Raw genomic sequence first — 20984 nt, forward strand, 5'->3', positions numbered from 1 at the left:
ACTATGACTGAACAAAAAGTTCGTACCCGCCTTCAGCTGAAACCCGTTCTTTATGTGGCCGTCGGGGTAATCGCCGTGGTTGGTATTATGTGGCTAGCCGGCTTTTTTGGCAGCGCTCTGAACATATTCAGTAACAACACCGATATCAGAAAAAGCCGCGGCTTGCATGATAATATCGACCAGGGAACTGACGCCTTGCTTACCCAGGCTGAGGCGCCGATTAGCGGTGTACCGGATGTGTTGGTTTCCGATCCGAAGCTTGGTAATGTGACCACACCGCTGCGGATTGTTATATTCGGCTCCCTCACTTCGGGCTACACGGCCGGAGCCTATGATGTGATTAATTCCATTCGAGCCGATTATCCCAATCAGGTACAGATTGTTTGGAAGGATTTGTTTGATCATGATGATCAAATGGCGCGCGATCTAGCCATTGCGGCGCGGTGCGCTAACCAGCAAGATAAATTCTGGGAATACGTCGGCGGGGTATTCAATCAAACCGGCGGCCTGCCCAAAGTTGTGGTCGACGATGTGGCCAAGAGCGTCGGACTAGATTTGGATGCATTTCATGTTTGTCTAACGGACGCGAATATTGCCAGCCAAATTGATCACAATCTGTCCGAAGCAACCAATTTAAACGTAAGAGAGGTGCCGGTCTGGTTTGTCGGCACCCAGCCGATCGACGGACTTTTTCCGTACAGCTGGATGAAGCCAGTAATCGACGAGCGGCTGCCCTAGATTAATATTTTAAGCCGAAAATATAAAAGGCAGAACATTGGTTCTGGTGGCTTGGTTTATTTGGTCTCAAGCCGCGAGAATCAAGTCTACCTTGGCTGGCGTCACCCCTGACGCCGAACGCGCGTGGCTCGGCCGTTGCCCGGTGCTGCGTGCTGCTCGAATACCATCTGGCACTTGATACAGCGCTGAGCTGCCGGGCTGATTTCCAGCCGCCCCGCTTCGATGTCATGCGGTTCGGCGCTATCGCTGTCTACGCAGACACCGTATCGTCCATCGGCGTCCTGAAGTTTGGCCTTGGCGGCTCCGACTTCGAAAACTTGCAGCTCAGTGACTGGCTCCAGTCTCTCGACCAAACCCCGCCAGAAACTGAGTGGCCGCCCATGGACAGTCTTCCGTACAACGGGCTTCGTTTCCCCTCCGGATCCTTCCGGAGCGTGACGAGTTTTCATGTCAACCTCGTGGTGATTTCCCCCCGGTACCGCCATCAGTCCGACGGCGGCGTTAACAGAACCACACATCGGTCTTAATTACCGCAGCGCCACCCCCCTTCATGTCATTCGCGTCCGGTATTTTTTGAGCGACCAACACCGTGTTGGCCGGAAAACCAAGCCAACCGGATGCGATACTAGCTGACTATCAAAATACCCCCAATATTAGAGTTTGTCAAGCAAGTTATTCCCAGTGGATTGACTCGCGGAATCGGCGCATTTTTTCCTGCACCAGCGGATGATGTGTCAAATTCGGATCGGCCGATAGAATATTTTGAGCACTATGTTGCGATTTGGTCATAATCGGAAAGTCGGTCAGCCGGGCAATCTTGAAAGCTGGGAAGCCGGATTGCCGATAGCCGTATATTTCTCCAGGGCCGCGCAATTCCAGGTCTTGTTCGGCCAGCTCAAAACCATTGTGAGAGGCGGCTACGGCTTGGAGTCTTTTAATGGCGGTATCGCTCTCGGTCTCGGTGAGCAGAAAACAGTAGGATTGATATTTACCCCGGCCCACCCGGCCGCGGAACTGATGCAGCTGCGCCAAGCCGAATCGTTCAGCCCCCTCGATCATCATGACGGTCGCATTTGGCACATCAATGCCAACCTCAATCACCGAAGTTGAAACTAATATTTGGATATGATTATCAAGAAACTTTTTCATCACCGTCTCGCGCTTATCGGAGGCCAGACGACCATGGAGCAGGCCGATTGTTAAATGAGGAAAGATTCTTTCGCTCAACCGTTTGTGTTCTTCGGTGACCGATTTGACCCCTAGTTTGTCAGATGGATCGATCAGCGGACAAATAATAAATACCTGTCGCCCGGATGCGATCTCGTGGTTAATAAAATCATAAGTATTTTTTCGTTCGTGGGGCGGTACAATCTTGGTCTGTGTCTCCTGTCGGCCAGGCGGCATCTCGTCAATTCGGGAAATATCCAAATCGCCATACAGGCTCAGAGCCAGCGTGCGCGGTATGGGCGTGGCGGTAATACTTAAAAAATGCGGTGATACGGCCAATTGTTCGTTATTGCGTCCCCGACTACGCGCCTTATTCACGATCAATTGACGCTGATCCACGCCAAAACGGTGTTGTTCATCCACCATCGCCAAGCCCAACTGGTGAAAGCCCACGCCCTCCTGCACGAGCGCCTGGGTACCGATTATCAACCCCACCTTCCCCGAACCAATGGCTTTCAACATGGCCGGACGAGTTAAAGATTGCGAATGGGTGCTGATGGTTTTATTATTACGCGTCAACAAGCCAACGGTGATCGGGCGACCGCGAAATAATTTGCAAAATGTTTGATAGTGCTGCTGGGCTAGTATTTCGGTGGGCGCCATCAGTACGGTCTGAAATCCAGCCCGAGCGGCATTAAGTACCGCCAGTCCAGCTACGATCGTCTTGCCAGAACCGACATCGCCTTCCAGCAATCGGTTCATTGGGTGAATTCGGCCCATGTCTTTTAATATTTCCCAGGCGGAGCGCCTTTGGGCGCCAGTTAAAGTGAAGGGGAGTTTTTTCACGAACGACTTGGTCAGCTTTTCATCAAACGGCACCGGTTCGGCTGGCGTCTGTTGCGACTGCCGCCTATTTTGAAGCACATAAACGTTAATCGGAAAAAGCTCGTCAAATTTTAAGCGCTCCTGGGCGCGTTTCAGCATCGCCTCATTCTTTGGAAAATGGATCTGCTGAAGTGCCATTTGCAGGTCAAGCAGATGATGTTCCTGGCGCAGTTCAAAAGGCAAATAATCCTGGGCCTGACGAACCAGGGGCATAACTAGCTGAGTGAGATAGCGCAGATGTCGCTGGGTTAGGCCATCGGTGGCGGGGTAGACGGGCACCAGCCGGCCGGTGTGGATTTGGGTAGGCCCAATCTTCTCATATGACGGGCTGGTGAAGTGCAGGCCGTATTTATCCATCTCCAGTTTTCCGGATACGACAATACGGTCGCCAGGGGCAAACGATTTGGCTAGGTAGGGTTGATTGAACCATATCACCTTAACAGTCCCGGTATCGTCGCTAATTAGCGCCTCGGTGATATTTAGGCGCCGTTGCCAACTGCGGCGATTCTGAATGGCGTCTATCTTGCCTTTGATGGTAACCTGTTGGGCCGGAGATAGGCTGTCGATCTTTTTGATTTTGGAGAAATCGTCATATCGGCTGGGATAGTGATAAATAATGTCTTCGGCGGTACGCAAACCCAGCCGTTTTAACCGCTGGGCAACGGCAGGTCCAACTGAGTAAAGTTCTGTTACCGGAGTGTTCGGCATAATGCGCTGCATGATGTAATGGTAACAAAAAACAGTTAAAATAACTAATCTTAAAACAATTATTTTACATTATTGAAGACAAGACGAGTCTTGACGAAATGTGGGTAAATGAATTAGAGTAGTATCGACATAAACGATGTCGGATATCGGGGTAGGTCTGTTTATGGAGGATTCTAAGATGGAGATCAGCGATTTCCAGCTGTCGATTCCAACGCCGTCGTTTCGTATCCGGCTTGTGCCCCTGGTTGGCGCCAAGTCGGTTTGCATCGTGCTGCAGACAGCAGGCGAGCCGAACGCGTTTCGTCATTGGCCCACTCGGATCAGCCAGGCAATGGCGGCTCAGCTTGGTTGTGTTGCCGGCAATCTTGAGTTCGTACTGATTGAGCCTGTGACGATGGGCAGCAGTGACCGGCGGGAAACTATCAACCAGCTGATGGCGGCTAAGCAGGTAGTCGCACGCGATGGCACCACGTTCTTTCGCTTTCTTCCGACCTTCCACTCGCATACGTCGCCGCTGGTAACGCAAGCGGTGGCCGAGATGATCGGCGGCACGGTTCGTCCGGTTGCCGCGGCCTAAACGGAGGCGTCCACATCTATGCGGACGCCCTTTCTTTTACAATACCGAAACACCCCCGCCTGCCACAGCGAGGCAGAGCGGGCAGGTTTTGATCAAATGGTGAATTGTTTTTTAGTATTTCTCATGCTACAATTCAGGACATGTTATTTGCTTATCCTATCCGGCTGGACCTAGTGGTCTCGCACGCGTTGCAATATTATCATCCGTCTTGGCTGACATATGTGGCTAAAGGCGTTAGTTTCATGGGGTCGCCGCTATTTGTGACGCTACTGGGATTAGCGCTTGCTTCGCGCTGGCTGCTGACTAATCGTCGCACTGAAGTGATTCGGTTATTGTTGGTTTTGTCCGGCAATATTATGACGGCAATTTTAAAACCGGCTTTTGGTCGGGACCGGCCTATGCCTGGGTTTGTCTTTGCGCTATTTGACGAATCATCTTTCAGCTTTCCCAGCGGTCATTCCTTGTGCGCAATGCTGATTGGAGGATATCTTTGGTTCATGTCTTCGGGTTGGCCAATAGCGCCTAGGCGCGTAATGCGCCTCGTTGCAACGGTGTTTGTCTTGGCGATCGGTTGGTCGCGCATTTATCTAGGCGTTCACTGGCTGACTGATGTTATGGCGGGTTATCTTTTTGGATTCTTCTGGCTTGCTATAGTGGCCGCTATTTGGCCGCATATTGAGCGATCTCTACATAAGAAGCCTCAAGAGTAAGACTGGCGGTATTGAAAAAACACAACCAATCGTTATGTTTATCGTGCCGGATTTTGAGAGTTAAATAGCTGTATGGCGGGGCGCTAAGCGCCTTAATGCACCACGCTTGGTGTGGTGCGCTCGGCAGGGGTCGAACCTGCGACCTTCAGCTCCGCAAGCTGACGCTCTATCCAGCTGAGCTACGAGCGCATGTAACTGAATGCACAATAAACATCTGACACTTCCTTAGCGGTGTAGAAAGTGGGACGACTGTGTTTGTTTTATAGCTTATACGTCCGAGTCATGGCTTCGGCAACAGACTCATCTTCTTTTTTCGTATCTTCGGTGAGAAACCGTAGTAATGTCTGTCGGACAGAGACCGGATTGGCATCCTCCAACGGTATCACCAGATCTGGCCTAAGAGAACTTTTGAATTTGAAATACAGATACTTGATATCGGGCGGGCGATAGATGATCCAGAAAGTTGATAGGTCATCATGGCGGTACAGTTTGTCATTAATGGTGATACCGTCTTCCCAAAGCGTTGCAGCCAACTGATTGGGCTGATGCCGGTTGGTAAACAGAACCAGGCTGCCGCTAATCAGTATGATCACCAAAAACAACAGGTTAAACGTCACCAAACAATAGGTAATCAACAGGCCGGCAATGACGAAAAAAATGATATACCAGGCAGCGCCGCGCTCATGCCGCTGAAATTCGAGAAAATGCCAGCTGTCAAATTTTTCCCCGTAATCCTCCATAATTCACAAGTTTTTATTTGTCTAACTCGACTCCATTAGTCGAAACTGTCCGATACGCAGCCATTATACCGCCAAAAAGCCGGATTAGGCAAGCCTGGGCAGTCTCGCAAGTTACACCACTAATTAAGTAGAAAGTAGCGTTTTTAGTTCGTCGTAACTCTGGAAGTTTTTGAGTTTCTGGCCATTGAGGAAAAATGTCGGCGTACCCTGGATGCCAGCCTTGAGGCCGCTTTGGTAGTCGTCCTCGATCCGCTGTTTAACCAGGTCAGAATTGAGGTCAGTTTCGAATTTCTCTTTGTCCAAGCCCAGCGATTCCGCGTATTGCAAGAAAAAAGCTTTGGCATCGGAACTGCCGGACCACTCGTCCTGTTTGGCAAACAGCTTGTCGTGAATTTCCCAGAATTTACCCTGCAAGCCAGCTGCCTCAGCGGCCTGGGCGGCAATTTGGGCATTGGGGTGGATTGAACGCAGCGGAAAATCACGAAAAACAAATTGCACCGAGTCTTTAAATTCAGTCATGGCTTGGTTTAACCAGGGTTCGTAAGTCGAGCAGGCTGGACATTGAAAGTCGCTGAAGACCAACAGTAATTTGGAAGCGCCAGACTGACCCTTGGTCCAATCCTCCGCCACGGTGGTATTAACTGGAGTGGCATTGGCATTACCGGATTTCCGGGTGATTAATGCAGCAATAATCAAACCAAAGCCAACGATAATAACGGCAATAATTGATATAGCACGCCACTTACGACCATTGGTAGATTTTTGATAGTTATCCCTTTGCTGCTGACGTTCCAGCTCTCGTCGTTCATGACGGCTCAGGGGCGGCTGTTCGGTGGTCATATTTAAATCATTGAATAATCAAATAGTTAAGCTAGCAAATAACCAGCCGTATCATTGTAGCATAACGAGGATTAAATGAAAAAAGACTGATTTTATTCCAGGGTCAATTTAGCCAATTTGAAGATCTGTTACTACCGCCGGCTCGGTGCTGTCGCACTCAGCCGATTCCACCGGCCGCCCGGCATCGGAGCCGCAGTTGTAGTTATCATGACAGGACCGGGTTTGAATCGAATCGGCACAGACTGACCAGTCGGAGCAATCCCAGGCGGGAGTACAGTCGGCCGCTCCATCTAAAACAGTAATGGTAATATCTTCAGTATCTGTGTCGGTTCCGTCGGTGACTTCAAAATGTACGTTCGGATATGTACTAGCTTGTTGATCGGTCGGTGTCCAAGAGAAGGCACCCGACCCGCCACCATTATCTGTAAAAGTAGCGCCGGCGGGCAGATTAGAAGCTGACAGAACCAGCGTATCTTCCGAATCATCATCTGATGCTAGTACATTAAACGTCAAAACTTCCTGCTCGTGAATGGTTTTGGAGTTGATGGGGGTTAGTTCGGGTGGTTGATTCCCGGCGCAGGGTATTGGTCCAATGTCCGCGCCATCTTTACCGGTTCCACATAAGTTACCTTCTGGTGTGGGCGTAAAATCGTACGACATTAAATTATCACGATCCCAGTCGAATAATTGTGGCGCTTCGTTTATTCCATGCGATTCACAGCTCGGACACCCAATTTCAGCGAAATACTGCTGCGTTTGTTCAATATTACTGGCTGCCTTGTCATCTGGAAAAACTAGAAAATACGAACCTGGAGAATGACCCAGCGAATTATAGTAAAGGTTGTAATCCCAATTTAATACGTTGTAATTTGGTGACGCACCCTGCTGGCCGTTTATAAATATATTGTTAATTAACGATATTGAGCTTCCTGCCGGAGGAGACGCCTTTCCCACAAAACCGTACGCATATGCGAATAAATTATTTTCGTATCGTTGGTGAATGATGTTGTCAGCCGGAGCAAAAAAGAAGTCATGCGCCTGGTCATCGTTCCCGTCGGCGCCTCGACACGCCGGGGCGTAGGGGACTTCGTTGGTGTTATAGTCCCAGCTGGCAAAAATACTATTTTTTACCGTAACAACACCGGCCTCAGTATTCGATGTATCGAGCTTAATTCCGATGTGGTCTTCTTCGCCACAAGTACCCAGCAGCTTAATGCCATTTACGTCAATGGTAGACTGAGGGTTACTTAGGATTGTATCTATCAAACGCGCATTCGGACCAAGTTGCGAATCATTAACCATGATATGAACCGGGACGGTTAAATCGCCGCTATTACTCTTAACCAGCAAGGAGCTTGGTAGGCGGTAATTCAGGGCGTGATTGGGTGCGATATAAACATCAGTAAGATCTAAAATATGTCGGGCGGTATATAGATAGAAAAATACCGTTGCTGAAACCGATAGATTAAGATGCTCGGCAACGAGTGATACTTCTGGCGAAGCTGTGGCTGGCGTACTGATAAGCACTGTTCCCGAGCCGCCTATACCGCGAAATGTCAAATTGCGAAGATACACGTTTCCAGTCATACCACTTACCTTCAACGGTGCCACACTAAGGTCCCCCGAACGGCTAATCTCTAAAGCGTGTGAAGTAGGCGCAGAATTACCGCTTAACCGGATATACAAATTACCATTCTCAACCGCAAAGCCATCAGCACATCCAACACTGGTTAAATACTCGCTCGGGGATACCGGATATTCAGCGGCGTAAAAACCATTTACCTGACGGAGAAAACGTTCACTGGTCAAATCGACGACCCCAAAATTTTCAGTAGTAATTCCGAGGTCTACCAGCGACGCCACATAAACACTAGGATCACGCGGATCAGGCACTAGTTTACTTTCATCAATCTCAGAAGCCGAAGTTATAATTATTTGTTCCGGCTCTCCCACGCCCTGTATGGTGTATCGACCGGACTTTTCCATTTGGGTTAATTCTCGATACACTCCTGGATAAAGATATAAGGTTCCCCCGGTACTACTTAATGCTGCCAGTCCGCTTGACAAGTCCGCGTAATAAGGTGCCTGTGGACCAACTAACGACTGATCTACAACTACGTCGCCGGGTTCAAGAAGCGGATAAGCTAACGCTTTTTGGGGTGCTGGTTTAATGTTCATTATCATACTAAACGTACCGACAAAAACCAGCATCTTGATGAAATTGGCAGATCGTAGTCGAGCAGACAGTCTTATGCAACTCATATACAAAAAGAAAGGAAATTACTCCTCTATTATACCATTATTGGATACGCTAGGCTACGTTGAGTTTTATCGTAAATCCATCACCACTGCCGGCGCCGTACTGTCGCACTCGGCTGATTCCACCGGCCGCCCGGCATCGGTACCGCAATTGTTATCATCATGGCAGGATCGAGTTTGAATCGAATCGGCACAGACTGACCAGTCGGAGCAATCCCAGCTGGGAGTGCAATCGTTTGCGCCAGCGAAAGTAATTGGATAACCGGTGGTATTTACCACTCCATTCTCATCTACCACATAGAGATAGGCCGACTCACCATTAGTGAAGGTACCTTGGTTGACGGTGAATTGAATCTGGTCGTCATTCCAAGTGGTGTGGGGTATTTGAATCTCACGATGAGTGTTCGTATCCCAGGTTGAGGTATTGCCGATCTCGACACGGGCTTGGGTATAGTCAAAATAAATATCATCGTAATTATATGAGCCATCCCAAGTTGGATGAGCAGCGCATCGATAAAGTCCAGGATCTAATTCTCCTGGTTTATCAATGAAATTGGCTATATTCCACCCATAATCACTTGGTCCTGGACTATAGTTACCAACCCAAGAAGTACACCAATCCGCTTTTTCCCATTGCAAGACTCCATCCATCCATGTCTTAACATCGAGATCGTCTATCGCTGAATGGACTAAAATATCAACGCGGTGCCAAACATTTGGTTGGAATTGATCGGGGCTCGTATACTGGATGTCTTGAGTATTCTGAGAACAACCATTTCCTGCTCGTAAATAATTATCCGAGCAGCCGGTATAAAATGACAAGGTGTCAATTGAGTTGTTCGAGAACCAAAGCCTAAAAAACTTACCACTCTGTTGATTTTCTGGAACCATAAACCAGAATGAAGCATAATACGTACCGTTGATAAGGTCAGTGTTTTGAGCATTAAGGCTTATTATTTCTTGTGTCGTACCATAGTAGAAATGTCCATAGCTTCCGGTATGCCCTCCAACTGTAATCACGTCGCGAGAGTCGTCATACCAAGTAGTAAAACCATCAGACTCTATTCCACTATCCTCAAAATCCTTAAAACGAAAGTTGAGAAATCGTATACCTTGCCAAGAATCATTTAAATTATTGAAATCGCCGCGCGTCCCAAATCCGCTTCCAGTGATTGTCGCGCTCTGGCCAATTTCGAAAGATCCGCTTACTGTATTGATAACAGGAAGTCCGTCGGCTTGTACGGACATGGGCTGGATATTTAGCAAACACACAAGACCGGCAACAACCATCACCGGGATAACTATTCTACAGTAGTGTTTTTGAATAATGCTTTTCATGGTTATGTAGCGATCGGGTTGGTTACCGCCCCCGGCGCCGTACTATCGCACTCAGCCGTTTTCATGGACAGACTGGGCTTTGGTAGTAAACATTATTAACAAGAGCCAAGATTAATGCTCTAATGCAGGATTTTGTCTTTGATTGGATCATGATCGAGACGCTACCATGACGAGAAATATACGAGTTAATTATACACGAAATAAACCCAAAATGTAATTTTGGTTGAGCGTTGTCTCTGAATAAAATATCATCGCAAACCAGGTCCCACACAGAACGGAAAGGGAAGGGTTTGCTCAGCACCAGGGCGGAGGCGGTAGGATTCGAACCTACGAGACCTTTGCAGGTCTAACGGTTTTCAAGACCGCCGCGTTCGACCACTCTGCCACGCCTCCACCTCGGTGCTGGGCCCAATACTATTGACGTAGTATGTTATTTGATCTTGGGTTTGTATCGTGAAAATTTTGCATTCTTTTTCTTTTCCAGAGCGATATACTCCTGCCAATTTAGGTGCATTTTCATATCTAAGATATACTTTGACGTATATTTTAGGTATTTATTCGTTCTTTGTTTAGGTAAATCTTGATATGGCTTAACCACCTTTCGGCAGTTTCTCTCGTGGCAATGACATTGCATATGCCACAAAGGGTATGTTTCACTAAGCGCATAATCAATCGTTACTTCTTCGCCCTTCTTGAGATTCCGTATGGCCACAATAGTATTTTTACCGCGGACTCCGGAAGTTGGGTTACATGAATGATTGAGATATCTTCCGGCAGTTCCGGGTTTTGGAACTAGCCACTTCGCATAACCAACTTGAAGCCAGCATGGACCATGAAACCAATCTCTGGAGGTAACAGTCACCGCGTGTCCTAAAAAACGAAAGATTGTTTCGTCCTTTTTCACGTCCCGATCAAGAATTATTCCCCTTCCATTTATCCTTGATCTACCGATGTGGAACTTCCTCATTTCTGTAGTAAGGGTTGATGTATTCTGGCGGAGAGTACAGGATTCGTGTCCGGGGCAGCGACGTATGCTCCCGTTAGTCGCATCCGTCGACGCTCTCCTTGTCTCACTGCGTTCACCCGGATCGCTTCTGCCCTTCTCATCCGGTCCTTATGTTTACAATCGCTTCCGCTTCGCTCTAGCGTTTGGCGGAGAGTACAGGATTCGAACCTGTGAGGCGCCTTACGGCGCCACGGTTTAGCAAACCGTTGCCTTAAGCCACTCGGCCAACTCTCCACGTTGGTACTAATTATAGACTAACAATGAACGTATACTATCCAGTATCCACGGTCCGCGCAGGGTAAGGTGTTCAATCTCTTTCAATGTTAACCAGCGGGCATCTTTCAATTCTACTAGATCGGGTTTCCAAGCGCCACCGATTATTTCGGCCAGAAATACATGTTCTGGATAGCGCATGGTCGGGGAGTCGAATACGTTTAACTTCCGAACAATATGAATGTCATATCCTACCTCTTCTTTTACATCTCGGGTAACAGTAAGTTCGGGGGTGTCGCCAACATTTATTCTTCCACCTGGGGGACTCCATATACCTTCCATTTCGCCGCCTTTCTCTTGGACGAAAAGAAATTTATTGTCTTGAAGAATAATGGCGCGACAACCGACAAATGGTTTTTGTAGTGCTCCCATAATCAATTGTGTGAACGGGCTAATACGGCGCCCCAGACTTCGGCGGCACCGGCACTTTTTAGTACTTTGGCGCACTCTTGCAATGTGGCTCCAGTAGTGGCCACATCGTCAATAATTATAACGATTTTACCAGAAAAATCAAGTCCCCGGTCTAAGGCAAATAGGCCGGTTAGGTTGGATAATCGATCTTGCCGGGATAAAGTCGCTTGTGGGGCGGTATATTTCGTTCGTCTGATGGCGTGCGGCCAGCACGGGACGTTTAGCACTTTAGCGCCGGCACGCGCCAGTAAAGTGGCCTGGTTGAAGCCACGCTCGTTCCGACGCTGCCAGTGCAAGGGGACCGGCACTAGTACAATTGACCCAGGTAGGGGCGACGCATAAACCATTATTTGCTGGGCGAGCGCTCGACCAAGCAGTGTTGATAGGCCAGCCACAAAACCGTATTTCAAAGCGTGAATGGCCTTTTGAATAAGTGGATTTTGGTAATCCGCCCACACAATCAGCCGATCCAGTGATATTTGACTTAGACAATCAATACACGCTTGGTTAGTCGGCATAGATCTTCGACAACCGGGGCATTCGACCTGAGCCAGTTTGACGCGCGCCAGGCATTCGTCGCAGATCCATATGTCAAATTTACCGCAGCCGAGACAGCGGATGGGGAAGACTAGATTAAGAAGCCAACGGAAGATTTTCTGCAGCAACCGAAACATGCGGGTGACCCACTAATTCCCCGCGTCTTTTTACCCTTATGAGCGGATTATAATCCCTTTGGCGGTTTTGGCAAGTCGCACCGGTAAGCCGGGTTTAATCTGGTGTTGGAGGACAGCGTCGGCCAGTTGATGTTCAATTTTGTCCTGTATTATCCGTCGGATGGCGCGCGCCCCCTGATCCGGCTCACTACCCAAACGGGCAATCTCGGCCACCACGTTCGAAGCGTACTCCAGATTGATGCGATGCGATGCTTGGAGGCGCCCAGCCAGTTCCTGGAGCTGTAATTCGGCAATCCGAGTCAGCTCCGGTTTGCCTAACGGCTGGAATACCATAATCTTATCAATCCGGTTAAGGAATTCCGGGCGGAACGAATCTTTAAGGCTGGCTAGTATCCGATCTTTAATTTCGTTGAAGTTTTCCAGAGCCGTAGGAACCTTTTCTGAATCGCCGAATCCTAACGCGGCGGCCCGGTTCAGTTCTTCGATCCCGATGTTCGAAGTTAAAATCAATACCGTATTTTTGAAATTTACATTTTTTCCGGTCGCATCGGTTAGCTGGCCGTCTTCCAGCACTTGAAGCAGCAAATTGAAGATATCCGAATGAGCTTTTTCGATTTCGTCAAACAAAACCACCGAGTAAGGCCGCCGCCGGACCGCGTCGGTCAGTTTGCCGCCTTCTTTATAGCCGACATAACCGGCGGGAGCGCCGATTAATTTCGATGCCTGGAAACTTTCGTTGTACTCCGACATATCGATCCGAATCAGTGATTTTGGATCGCCAAACACCTCTTCGGCTAGTACTTTGGCGAGCTCGGTTTTGCCGACGCCAGAAGGACCCAGAAACATAAATGAGCCAATCGGCCGATTCGGGTGATTCAGGCCGGCTCGCGATCGGCGTAGAAACTGGGCCAGCGACGTGACGGCCTCGGTCTGTCCGATAATCCTCCGGCTCAGCAATGCCTCCAGATTAATCAGGGCGGTCTGTTCGTCCCGGATCAGCTCGTTGACCGGTACGCCGGTGATTCGTGAAACAATCTGGGCTATATCCCGGGCCGTTATCTGCCCCTCGGTTTGGCTGGGGCGTTGAGAAATTTTCTGTTCCAACTGCGATCGCTTGGCTCGCAGAACCTCCTGCTGAGTTTTTAATCTAACCGCGTCATTAAAACGTTCGTGATTAACGGCGTCGCGCTTGGTTTGATCGAGCCGCTGGATTTCCTGATGTACATCGCGCAATTCGCGGGTTAACGGATCGGGCTTGCGTTTAACTTTGACCTTTGAAGCCGCTTCATCAATCAGGTCAATCGCCTTATCGGGCAGAAATTTGTCCTGAATATAACGCCGGCTTAATCGCACGGCGGCGGCAATAGCATCGTCAGTAATGGACACGCGGTGATATTTTTCATAATTTGATCGCAAACCCTCCAGCACCGCCACGGTTTGCTCTGCTGAGGGTTCATTGATGATGATAGGCTGGAATCTTCGCTCCAGCGCGGCGTCGGATTCAATATGCTTGCGGAACTCATCGTAGGTGGTGGCGCCGATGCATCTGATATCACCTTTAGCCAGCGCCGGCTTTAATAAGTTAGCCGCGTCCATCGAGCCATTGGCGCCGCCGGCGCCGATCAACGTATGAATTTCATCGATAAAGAGTATTATATTGGAATCTTTTTTTACCTCATCGATGATCTGTTTCATCCGGCTTTCAAACTCGCCCCGGTACATGGTGCCGGCCACCACAAACCCCAAATCCAGGCTCATGATGCGCTTATTCATCAATATATCCGGTACGTCGTGGTTGGCTATTTTCTTGGCCAAACCTTCAACGATGGCTGTTTTACCAACCCCGGGATCGCCCACCAGTAGTGGATTATTCTTTGTCCGGCGGGATAAAATATGGATCATGCGATCAATCTCTTCACTTCGGCCAATTACGGGGTCAATCTTCTTTTGAACGTTTGGGCTGGTCAGATCGGTGCAAAAATACTCGAGTGCTTGGGGCGCTGATCGGTCGTCGGTTTTAGTGTCGGGTGGTTGAAACATGTCCGTCAGATCTGGGAACTTCGAGGTGCTGCGCAGCACTTGAGTCACCTGGATATGCAGATCTTCCACATTCAGCCGGTGCAGCTTGAAAAGCGCCCGCAGTCCAGGCAAATCGTGTTTCAACAGCGTGGCTAGAAGATGTTCGGTGCCGACGTATTTGTGGCCATATTGGCTGGCCAGCAAACTGGCTTTGATGATGGTTTGCATTGCCGCCGGGGAAAAATCTGGTACCGCGGGTAGCTTGGCCGGCAGCACTACTAGATTATTTTGGGAGTGTTGATCCAGGGCAAACATTTTGATGGACTCTTCCTGGCACCCAGCCTTGGACAATAATTCTGAACCAATGCTGCTTTTCTGCTGGATTAAGCCATAAAGGATATGTTCCGGCTCGGCTTGGGAGTGCCGCCAGTCAGTGGCCGCACTCACCGCAGCCAGCAGAGCATTGCGCAAATTCGTACTGAACTTATCGAATATGTTATTTTGGGCCGTTTTCATAGATTAAGCCATAGTTCGAAGAATGTTAATGCGTTCGGTTATGGGCGGGTGTGTAGAGAATAGATTAGCAAAAGATGCGCTTTTTTTCAATGGGTTGGCGATGTAGAGATGGGCTGTAGCTTGGCTGGTCCGGCGTAGAGGCGTCGAATCTTGAGCAATCTTTTCTAAAGCATTGGCAAGCCCGGCCGGATAACGGGTCAATAAAACACCCGATGCGTCCGCCAAGAATTCCCGCTTCCGTGATACGGCTAGCTGGATTAATTTGGCGAATAATGGGGACAAAATAATCAACGCCAGCCCAACCAAGGCTAGAGGATTGCCGTTGTTGTCATTTTGATTGCGCCGGCCGCCGAATAAGCTGCCTCGCAGGAAGAAGTCGCTCATTAATACGATAATGCCGACACAAACTATCACAATTGTCATTAGTCGAATGTCGAAATTCTTGATATGCGACAGTTCATGGGCGATGACGCCTTCCAGCTCCTCGTTTTCCAGTTTTTCAATTATGCCCGTAGTCAGCGCGATCGATGCGTGCTTGGGGTCGCGGCCGGTGGCAAAAGCGTTCATCGCTGAATCATTGATGATGTAGATGCGCGGCATAGCCAGGCCGGCGGTAATGCAGAGATTTTCAACCAGGCGATAAACGTAGGGATTTTGCTCTTTTTGGATGGGTAGGGCGCCGGCGGTCGATAGGGCAATTCGATCACCGGAATAATAACCGACCATACTGGTGCCCAGCGCGACGGCTACCGCTAATACCACAATACCCGGTCCCGTTTGGAACCAGACTTGAAATGCCCACCCGATCAAGCCAATCAACATCACGAAAAGTATTATCAGCAGGACGGTCTTTCTTTTATTTGCAGTAATGGCTTGGTACATAGTTAGTGTTAGTAAAAGGCTGTTGCCAGCCTTTACTATTATCCAGTGGGTAAATGTTTTACTAGAATTTTACTTGGGGTGCGGCTCGTTCAGCCTCGTTGGCAATTTCGAAGAATTCCCGGGCTTTAAAACCAAGCGAACCAACCATCAGGTTGTTTGGGAAGCGTTGGATCTGAATGTTAAAATCACGCACATTGCCATTATAGAACCGACGCGACGCCTGAATCTTATTCTCCGTGTCGGACAGCTCGTCTTGCAGCTTGGCAAAATTTTCAGACGCGCGCAGCTCGGGATAGTTTTCAGCCACGGCGAACAATGATTTCAAGGCTCCGCTCAGGCCGTCTTCCGCCTGCGCTTTGTCAGCTGGTGCCTGGGCGCCCATGGCAGCGGTGCGGGCTTCGGTCACTTTCTCAAATACTTCACGCTCATGGGTGGCGTACCCCTTGACCGTTTCAATTAGATTCGGAATCAGGTCATACCGGCGCTTTAATTGGACATCAATGTCCGACCAGGCTTCATCGGTTTGGTTCTTGAGACGGATTAAACCATTGTAGACGGCAATTAACCACGCTACGAGGCAGAAGATGATGACGATGATAACCCAGAGAAATGTAGGCATCTTGTTTGCTTATTAGTTATTTGACACTGCTGTGTGATTATGGTAAAATCTACTAAGTCATTTACCAAAACCCAATTCAATTATATAATGTGGGTACCAGGCTGTCAAAATATTAGCCCATCACCCAATGAAAATAAAGAAAAGCAAAAAAAGTAACCTATCATATTTTATGACGAACCTTAGCCGGCAAAAGGTTTTTTATTTTGCGATATTGCTAGTAGTTGGCGTAGGGGTCGCGGTTTTGTATATCCGAATCAGCCAGGCGGCGACTCCATGCAGCGTATTAAACGGTAATCCAAACAAAACATTTGAACAAATCGTCGGACCAGGCCCCGTTACGATTGGCGCTACGGTTACGTATACAATCAAGGGTTGCGGCATGGAAGAAGACGATGAATTTATTTTTTCCAATGGCACCTACACTGTTTCCGCCTGGCCCTACCAAATTACTAGCGAACCCAACAGTCGTACTAAAGCCTGGGTAGAATTTGATCTTTCTCCATTGCGGGATGTGGGATACTATGACATGTCATTGATCGATCAACTAGTTCCGGATCCGCCTGGTGGGACTAAAATATACAATAAAACTCTCTATCCGATATTGGCTCATACCCTAGAGATATTTTCTTCTGATGTCATCGGCTGGGGCTGGTTTGGCGCAAGTGTGGCACCGGGGACTGATGCTGCTCCCGGCTGGCTAAGTCTTAATTGCCAAACGTCGGGTGATGATCCATCTGACAATTGCTACAATCCGACTATCAATACCGGCGTTGATTTCGGTTTGGCTTTGTACTGGCGAAGCGTCAACCGGTCCGAGTTGAGCGGCTATGCCTGGTTTGGGACCAGTGAGGATGATAATGACAACTCAAACGACAATACAGTGCTGGGCTGGATCAGATTTGATGATCCGGGGCCATATCCCAGTACTGGCCTACCGGCGGGAGTGTCCTGTGATGGAAACATCGCCACACCGGCATGCGAACCAACTAATTCAATGTGTTCCGCGAGTCAATTTTGTCGCTTGGCGGATTGCACCTGCCAGAGCAATCTGGGCGTAGCCGACATCGCCTACGTGGATACCATGACGGATCAAGTACTGGGCTGGGCGCGCAGTGCTACTCTGGCAAACTATGGCAAGAGTCTGCAATGTCCAAGCTTCAAACGTGATTGGAATCCCAAGGAAGAGGTCAGCAGTGTTATGGGCTCAATAAGTCAGCGAATTGCAGCGCCGCCCGATGGAACGCTTCGCGCGGTTTGGGTGTCGCCCGGCAATAAAATTATGTATCGTCAACGGGTTAGGGGAATTTGGTCGGGCAGTGACGGTGTCGATATCTCGACCGCAGCGGGCATAGTTTCTGCCACCACCCCGGATATGGTAGTCCAGGGGAATAAAATTCACCTGGTTTACGTGAATACCAGTGATGGTATCATGCATTATCAATATTGTTTGATGACATCGGATTGTACGCTAGCTGCCAACTGGATTGGGGATACAAATATTACTCTAGCTGGTCCGTCCGCAAACCCACGCGTTGCCATTGCCCCAAATGGCGACATGATGCTGATTTATCAGAGCAGTGACGGTCAGATTTACGCGCGTATCAAAGATAAATTTAATATCTGGACAAATGTAAACAGTCCGATGCCGGGCAGTACCGCATACGTGCCGGTGGTAGCGGCGGATTATACAAACAACTTCCATGTGGCATTCTACAATGATAGCGATGCTCAAATATACTACAACAAGTATGATCAGACACTTGGTTCTTGGGGCGCGGCGGTTCAGGTTAGCGATCCGGCGAACTATGAGGTAAGCAGTCCGGATATAGCTGTCGATCCAGCCGCTCAACCTCATATCGTGTTTGACACAACCCATTGGACCCTGCCCGCCTTACCGAACGCATTACATGATGTTGCGTATGTGCGCCACACTGATCAGGCTGGCTGGCTGGCCGAAGAGAAAGTGAGCGATGTAAGCAATAGTACGCAGGATGGCCCGCCCGCCTCCTCCTACGATCCTCGTCGTATGCCAAAAATTGCCATTGGCACGGACTATATTGCTCATGTTTCCTACGAATGGCATAACGAAGATCCTGCTACATTCTATTATGGAAACAAAGTCAACCACAGGGAAATAGTGATCGGTCAGCCCTGGGCCGGTTCGGCTGTAAATCTATTGGCAAATGCTTTAGGCACTGGAGTCCTAGTAGAGATAACCCAAATGGTGATGGACCAATCAAATATGGCTCACGCTATAGGGACATATGGCAACCGGCCGTACGAATTCGACTCACAAGCACAATCATGCAGTGTGGCTCAGGCTGACCCAGGTTGGGGCTGGTTGAGTCTCCGGGGCGGAGCCGCGAATTCTGCGCTGGGTGGAGAAGGAGTTGGTAGTTGCTATGACTGCACGGATGATGCGTCTGGTAAGAATTGCCGGATTTGCGAGACTGACGTAGCTCTGTATCCGGCGCCTAATGACAACCCACCGATCTATGCCTGCAATATGTGCACCAAGTGCGGCCGCTGTACGGGAGACGGCCCGAATTATCCGATGTACTGCTCTTCAAACCTAGAGTGCTTCAGCGTCGGCAAGGGTACTTGCGAGATGCGCCGTGCTTGCCGTTTAACCGGTATTGACTGTACTAATTTAATTGGCAGCTGCGGCGGCGGTTCGAACGAGTGCCTGCCGGTGTGCCAGACCTGCACTACCTGTAATCAATGGGGCGTGTCAATGGAGAGTCTTGGTGCTGACCGAGGTCAGTTTCACGGCTACGCCTGGTCGGCGGGCGGGGACATCACACTGGATCCAGATCAGCTGCGGGCAGGTGGCTATGACAGCGGCGCGGTCGAAGCCGAGGCTAGTATTGGCTTCACGGCGGGCAATTCATGCAGCTCATTGGTCGACTGCAGACTTGATGGTTGGCGCGCCACCGACGGGTCAGCGGTTCAGCTGTGCGGTAATGCGACGTATTATGGTACAGCTACCGGTGCCTGCGAGATCGAGAATGCCACGCCCAAGTGGTTCAGCATACCCGCGAATATTCCTGCCTTATCGGGGTTGACTGATGGGTATTATTACATTTCATTCCAGGGCCGCTATACGAATAATGCCACCCCAGAACTGGCCAGTATTGTGGTTAATGGTCCCAATGGCCGAATTGATCAGCTGGACGCCGCTGACCTATCGGACGCCGGTCCAGCCCCGATCGCTAAGGAATGTACTTTTTATCACCAGGTGTACATAGAAAAAAGCGTTTCGACTTTCAGATTCCAAGCTCGAAACGGTCAGACAGTGCCAATCGATAATTTCAGAATTACCAGCTTGCCGATATCGAGAACCAACTGTGAAACCGGAGCCGACTATGTGGCGCCGTTTACAACCTATACCAACGATGTTGGCTTTGGTTGGGTAGATTTCAGCAATGTTTCAATGGTCACGCCCTGGACTCAAACGCAGTTTGGCGATGTCTATTCGCTCCAAAACATTGGCCAGACGGGCGGTGCCGCTCCAGCCGGCCGGTATAATGCCACCTTTATCCTAGAAACAGGTCCGGGTTCGTCGATTATCGCCTGGTCATCACAAGCCAGTCAGTCATCCTCCGAGTATGTCCGGGCTGGTTCCGGTGCTTCGATATTTCTGCCAAAACCGAGTTTTGGATATGCCAACTTTCTTGGCCGGATCGATTACGCGGGCTTAACCGAAAAGACTTCAGGTGCGGGCACCAGCGTCGACCCGGGCAAGAATCAGTACAGCAAGCGGGTGGTTGATACATTTGCCGGTGATTCATGTGATGACAATACAATGTTATGGTCGAATATCAAGGACCAAGTACTAAATGCGGGTGTATTAAACGGCGGTATCTATCATATCGGCAGCGGTAATAGATTTTGTAAGTTAGTCATTGATCAGCCGATTGAATTCAATAATGGTGATGGCTTGAATCCGGATACGAAACTTGGCAACGGACTATTCATCGTTGAGGGTGATCTAGAGGTAAATCAAGACATTACTTATGGCGCCGGCGCCGTGTCATCGACTGATCAGCTCGCTTCGGTCGGCTGGATTGTCAAAGGCAACGTTGTTGTAGCTGGAGATAGCTTGGGCATCCCAGTGGAAAATATGGTCGGAGCGTATGTCGCTATCGGCTGTGAAGCGGGTAATAACTGCCTTGGATCATTGGGCGATCATGGCGGCATCTTTTCTACCGGCAGTACTAGCGGCACCACGCTGTATGTTCATGGATTGGCGATGGCGCGCACCTTCAATTTCGAGCGACGCGTTATGTCTTCCGACTTCGGCGCTGAAGTATTCATCAGTGATGGTCGGGAAAGAGCCAATACACCCCCGGGCATGGCATCAATATCGGCCGCGTTGCCGAGGGATATCACCTCAGTTGCTCCGTAACAAGATCGAATGCAACGCCGGTTGGATAGAGCGAAACAGTAGAAAGCGCCGACAGTGGCGCAGCGTGCTCGTGTTGCCTTGAAAAGTTTGCGATTTTATGCTATACTTAGATGGATGGCACGCAAATGATTCGATATCGCGGCATGATATTCCAGTCCGCAGACCGAGGAATGAATGTATGATCGGCTAACCTGCCGGATAGACTTACACCAAA

The 20984-nt window shown here is 49.4% G+C and carries 16 protein-coding genes and 3 tRNA genes; 4 read left to right on the forward strand and 15 right to left on the reverse strand.

The genetic code is table 11. From position 1 onward, the window contains the following. Positions 1–3: 3 nt before the first annotated feature. Positions 4–738: a thioredoxin domain-containing protein gene (locus tag WC734_04715; protein MFA6198422.1), complete on the forward strand. Its 735-nt coding sequence runs from the start codon at positions 4–6 to the stop codon at positions 736–738. A gap of 101 nt (positions 739–839) precedes the next feature. Here the strand turns inward: WC734_04715 and WC734_04720 are convergent, their stop codons facing one another. Then, positions 840–1256 (reverse strand): hypothetical protein, encoded by a 417-nt coding sequence (locus WC734_04720; protein MFA6198423.1) that lies wholly within the window; start codon positions 1254–1256, stop codon positions 840–842. 154 nt (positions 1257–1410) lie between these two features. After that, on the reverse strand, positions 1411–3498 hold the full coding sequence (gene recG, locus WC734_04725; protein MFA6198424.1) for an ATP-dependent DNA helicase RecG: 2088 nt from the start codon (positions 3496–3498) through the stop codon (positions 1411–1413). Positions 3499–3733: 235 nt separating this feature from the next. Between recG and WC734_04730 the strand changes: the two genes are divergently transcribed. Then, the gene (locus tag WC734_04730; GenBank protein MFA6198425.1) at positions 3734–4075 is read left to right on the forward strand and encodes a hypothetical protein; all 342 of its coding nucleotides are present in this window, start codon (positions 3734–3736) and stop codon (positions 4073–4075) included. A 242-nt stretch (positions 4076–4317) separates the two neighbouring features. Continuing rightward, the gene (locus WC734_04735; protein ID MFA6198426.1) at positions 4318–4785 is read left to right on the forward strand and encodes a phosphatase PAP2 family protein; all 468 of its coding nucleotides are present in this window, start codon (positions 4318–4320) and stop codon (positions 4783–4785) included. Positions 4786–4897: 112 nt separating this feature from the next. On the opposite strand, the gene WC734_04740 is transcribed toward WC734_04735, so the two are convergent. The 13 genes from WC734_04740 to WC734_04800 form a co-directional block, all read right to left on the reverse strand. Further along, positions 4898–4974, reverse strand: a tRNA-Arg gene (locus WC734_04740). A 71-nt stretch (positions 4975–5045) separates the two neighbouring features. Then, positions 5046–5525, reverse strand: coding sequence for a hypothetical protein (locus WC734_04745; protein MFA6198427.1), 480 nt, complete (start codon positions 5523–5525; stop codon positions 5046–5048). Positions 5526–5648: 123 nt separating this feature from the next. Further along, a complete protein-coding gene (locus WC734_04750; GenBank protein MFA6198428.1) occupies positions 5649–6365 on the reverse strand; it encodes a DsbA family protein in 717 nt (238 codons plus the stop codon). Positions 6366–6473: 108 nt separating this feature from the next. Next, positions 6474–8543, reverse strand: a complete 2070-nt coding sequence (locus WC734_04755) for a putative Ig domain-containing protein (protein MFA6198429.1) — start codon at positions 8541–8543, stop codon at positions 6474–6476. 150 nt (positions 8544–8693) lie between these two features. Beyond that, entirely contained in the window at positions 8694–9962 is a 1269-nt protein-coding gene (locus tag WC734_04760; protein MFA6198430.1) for a hypothetical protein, read from the reverse strand. A 306-nt stretch (positions 9963–10268) separates the two neighbouring features. Next, positions 10269–10355: transfer RNA gene (locus WC734_04765), tRNA-Ser, on the reverse strand. A 37-nt stretch (positions 10356–10392) separates the two neighbouring features. After that, on the reverse strand, positions 10393–10929 hold the full coding sequence (locus tag WC734_04770; GenBank protein ID MFA6198431.1) for an SET domain-containing protein: 537 nt from the start codon (positions 10927–10929) through the stop codon (positions 10393–10395). Positions 10930–11112: 183 nt separating this feature from the next. Further along, a tRNA-Ser gene (locus tag WC734_04775) sits at positions 11113–11202 on the reverse strand. Between the two features lie 9 nt (positions 11203–11211). Continuing rightward, entirely contained in the window at positions 11212–11613 is a 402-nt protein-coding gene (locus tag WC734_04780) for an NUDIX domain-containing protein (GenBank protein MFA6198432.1), read from the reverse strand. A gap of 2 nt (positions 11614–11615) precedes the next feature. Continuing rightward, on the reverse strand, positions 11616–12326 hold the full coding sequence (locus WC734_04785) for a ComF family protein (GenBank protein MFA6198433.1): 711 nt from the start codon (positions 12324–12326) through the stop codon (positions 11616–11618). A 36-nt stretch (positions 12327–12362) separates the two neighbouring features. Further along, on the reverse strand, positions 12363–14861 hold the full coding sequence (locus WC734_04790) for an ATP-dependent Clp protease ATP-binding subunit (protein MFA6198434.1): 2499 nt from the start codon (positions 14859–14861) through the stop codon (positions 12363–12365). Positions 14862–14864: 3 nt separating this feature from the next. Then, on the reverse strand, positions 14865–15743 hold the full coding sequence (locus WC734_04795; GenBank protein MFA6198435.1) for a M48 family metallopeptidase: 879 nt from the start codon (positions 15741–15743) through the stop codon (positions 14865–14867). Between the two features lie 61 nt (positions 15744–15804). Then, positions 15805–16362: a LemA family protein gene (locus tag WC734_04800; protein MFA6198436.1), complete on the reverse strand. Its 558-nt coding sequence runs from the start codon at positions 16360–16362 to the stop codon at positions 15805–15807. 127 nt (positions 16363–16489) lie between these two features. Between WC734_04800 and WC734_04805 the strand changes: the two genes are divergently transcribed. Further along, the gene (locus WC734_04805; protein ID MFA6198437.1) at positions 16490–20770 is read left to right on the forward strand and encodes a hypothetical protein; all 4281 of its coding nucleotides are present in this window, start codon (positions 16490–16492) and stop codon (positions 20768–20770) included. The last annotated feature ends 214 nt before the right edge of the window (positions 20771–20984 follow it).

The sequence above is a fragment of the Patescibacteria group bacterium genome, from assembly GCA_041661625.1.
Classification (GTDB): domain Bacteria; phylum Patescibacteriota; class Patescibacteriia; order JAHIZJ01; family JAHIZJ01; genus JBAZUB01.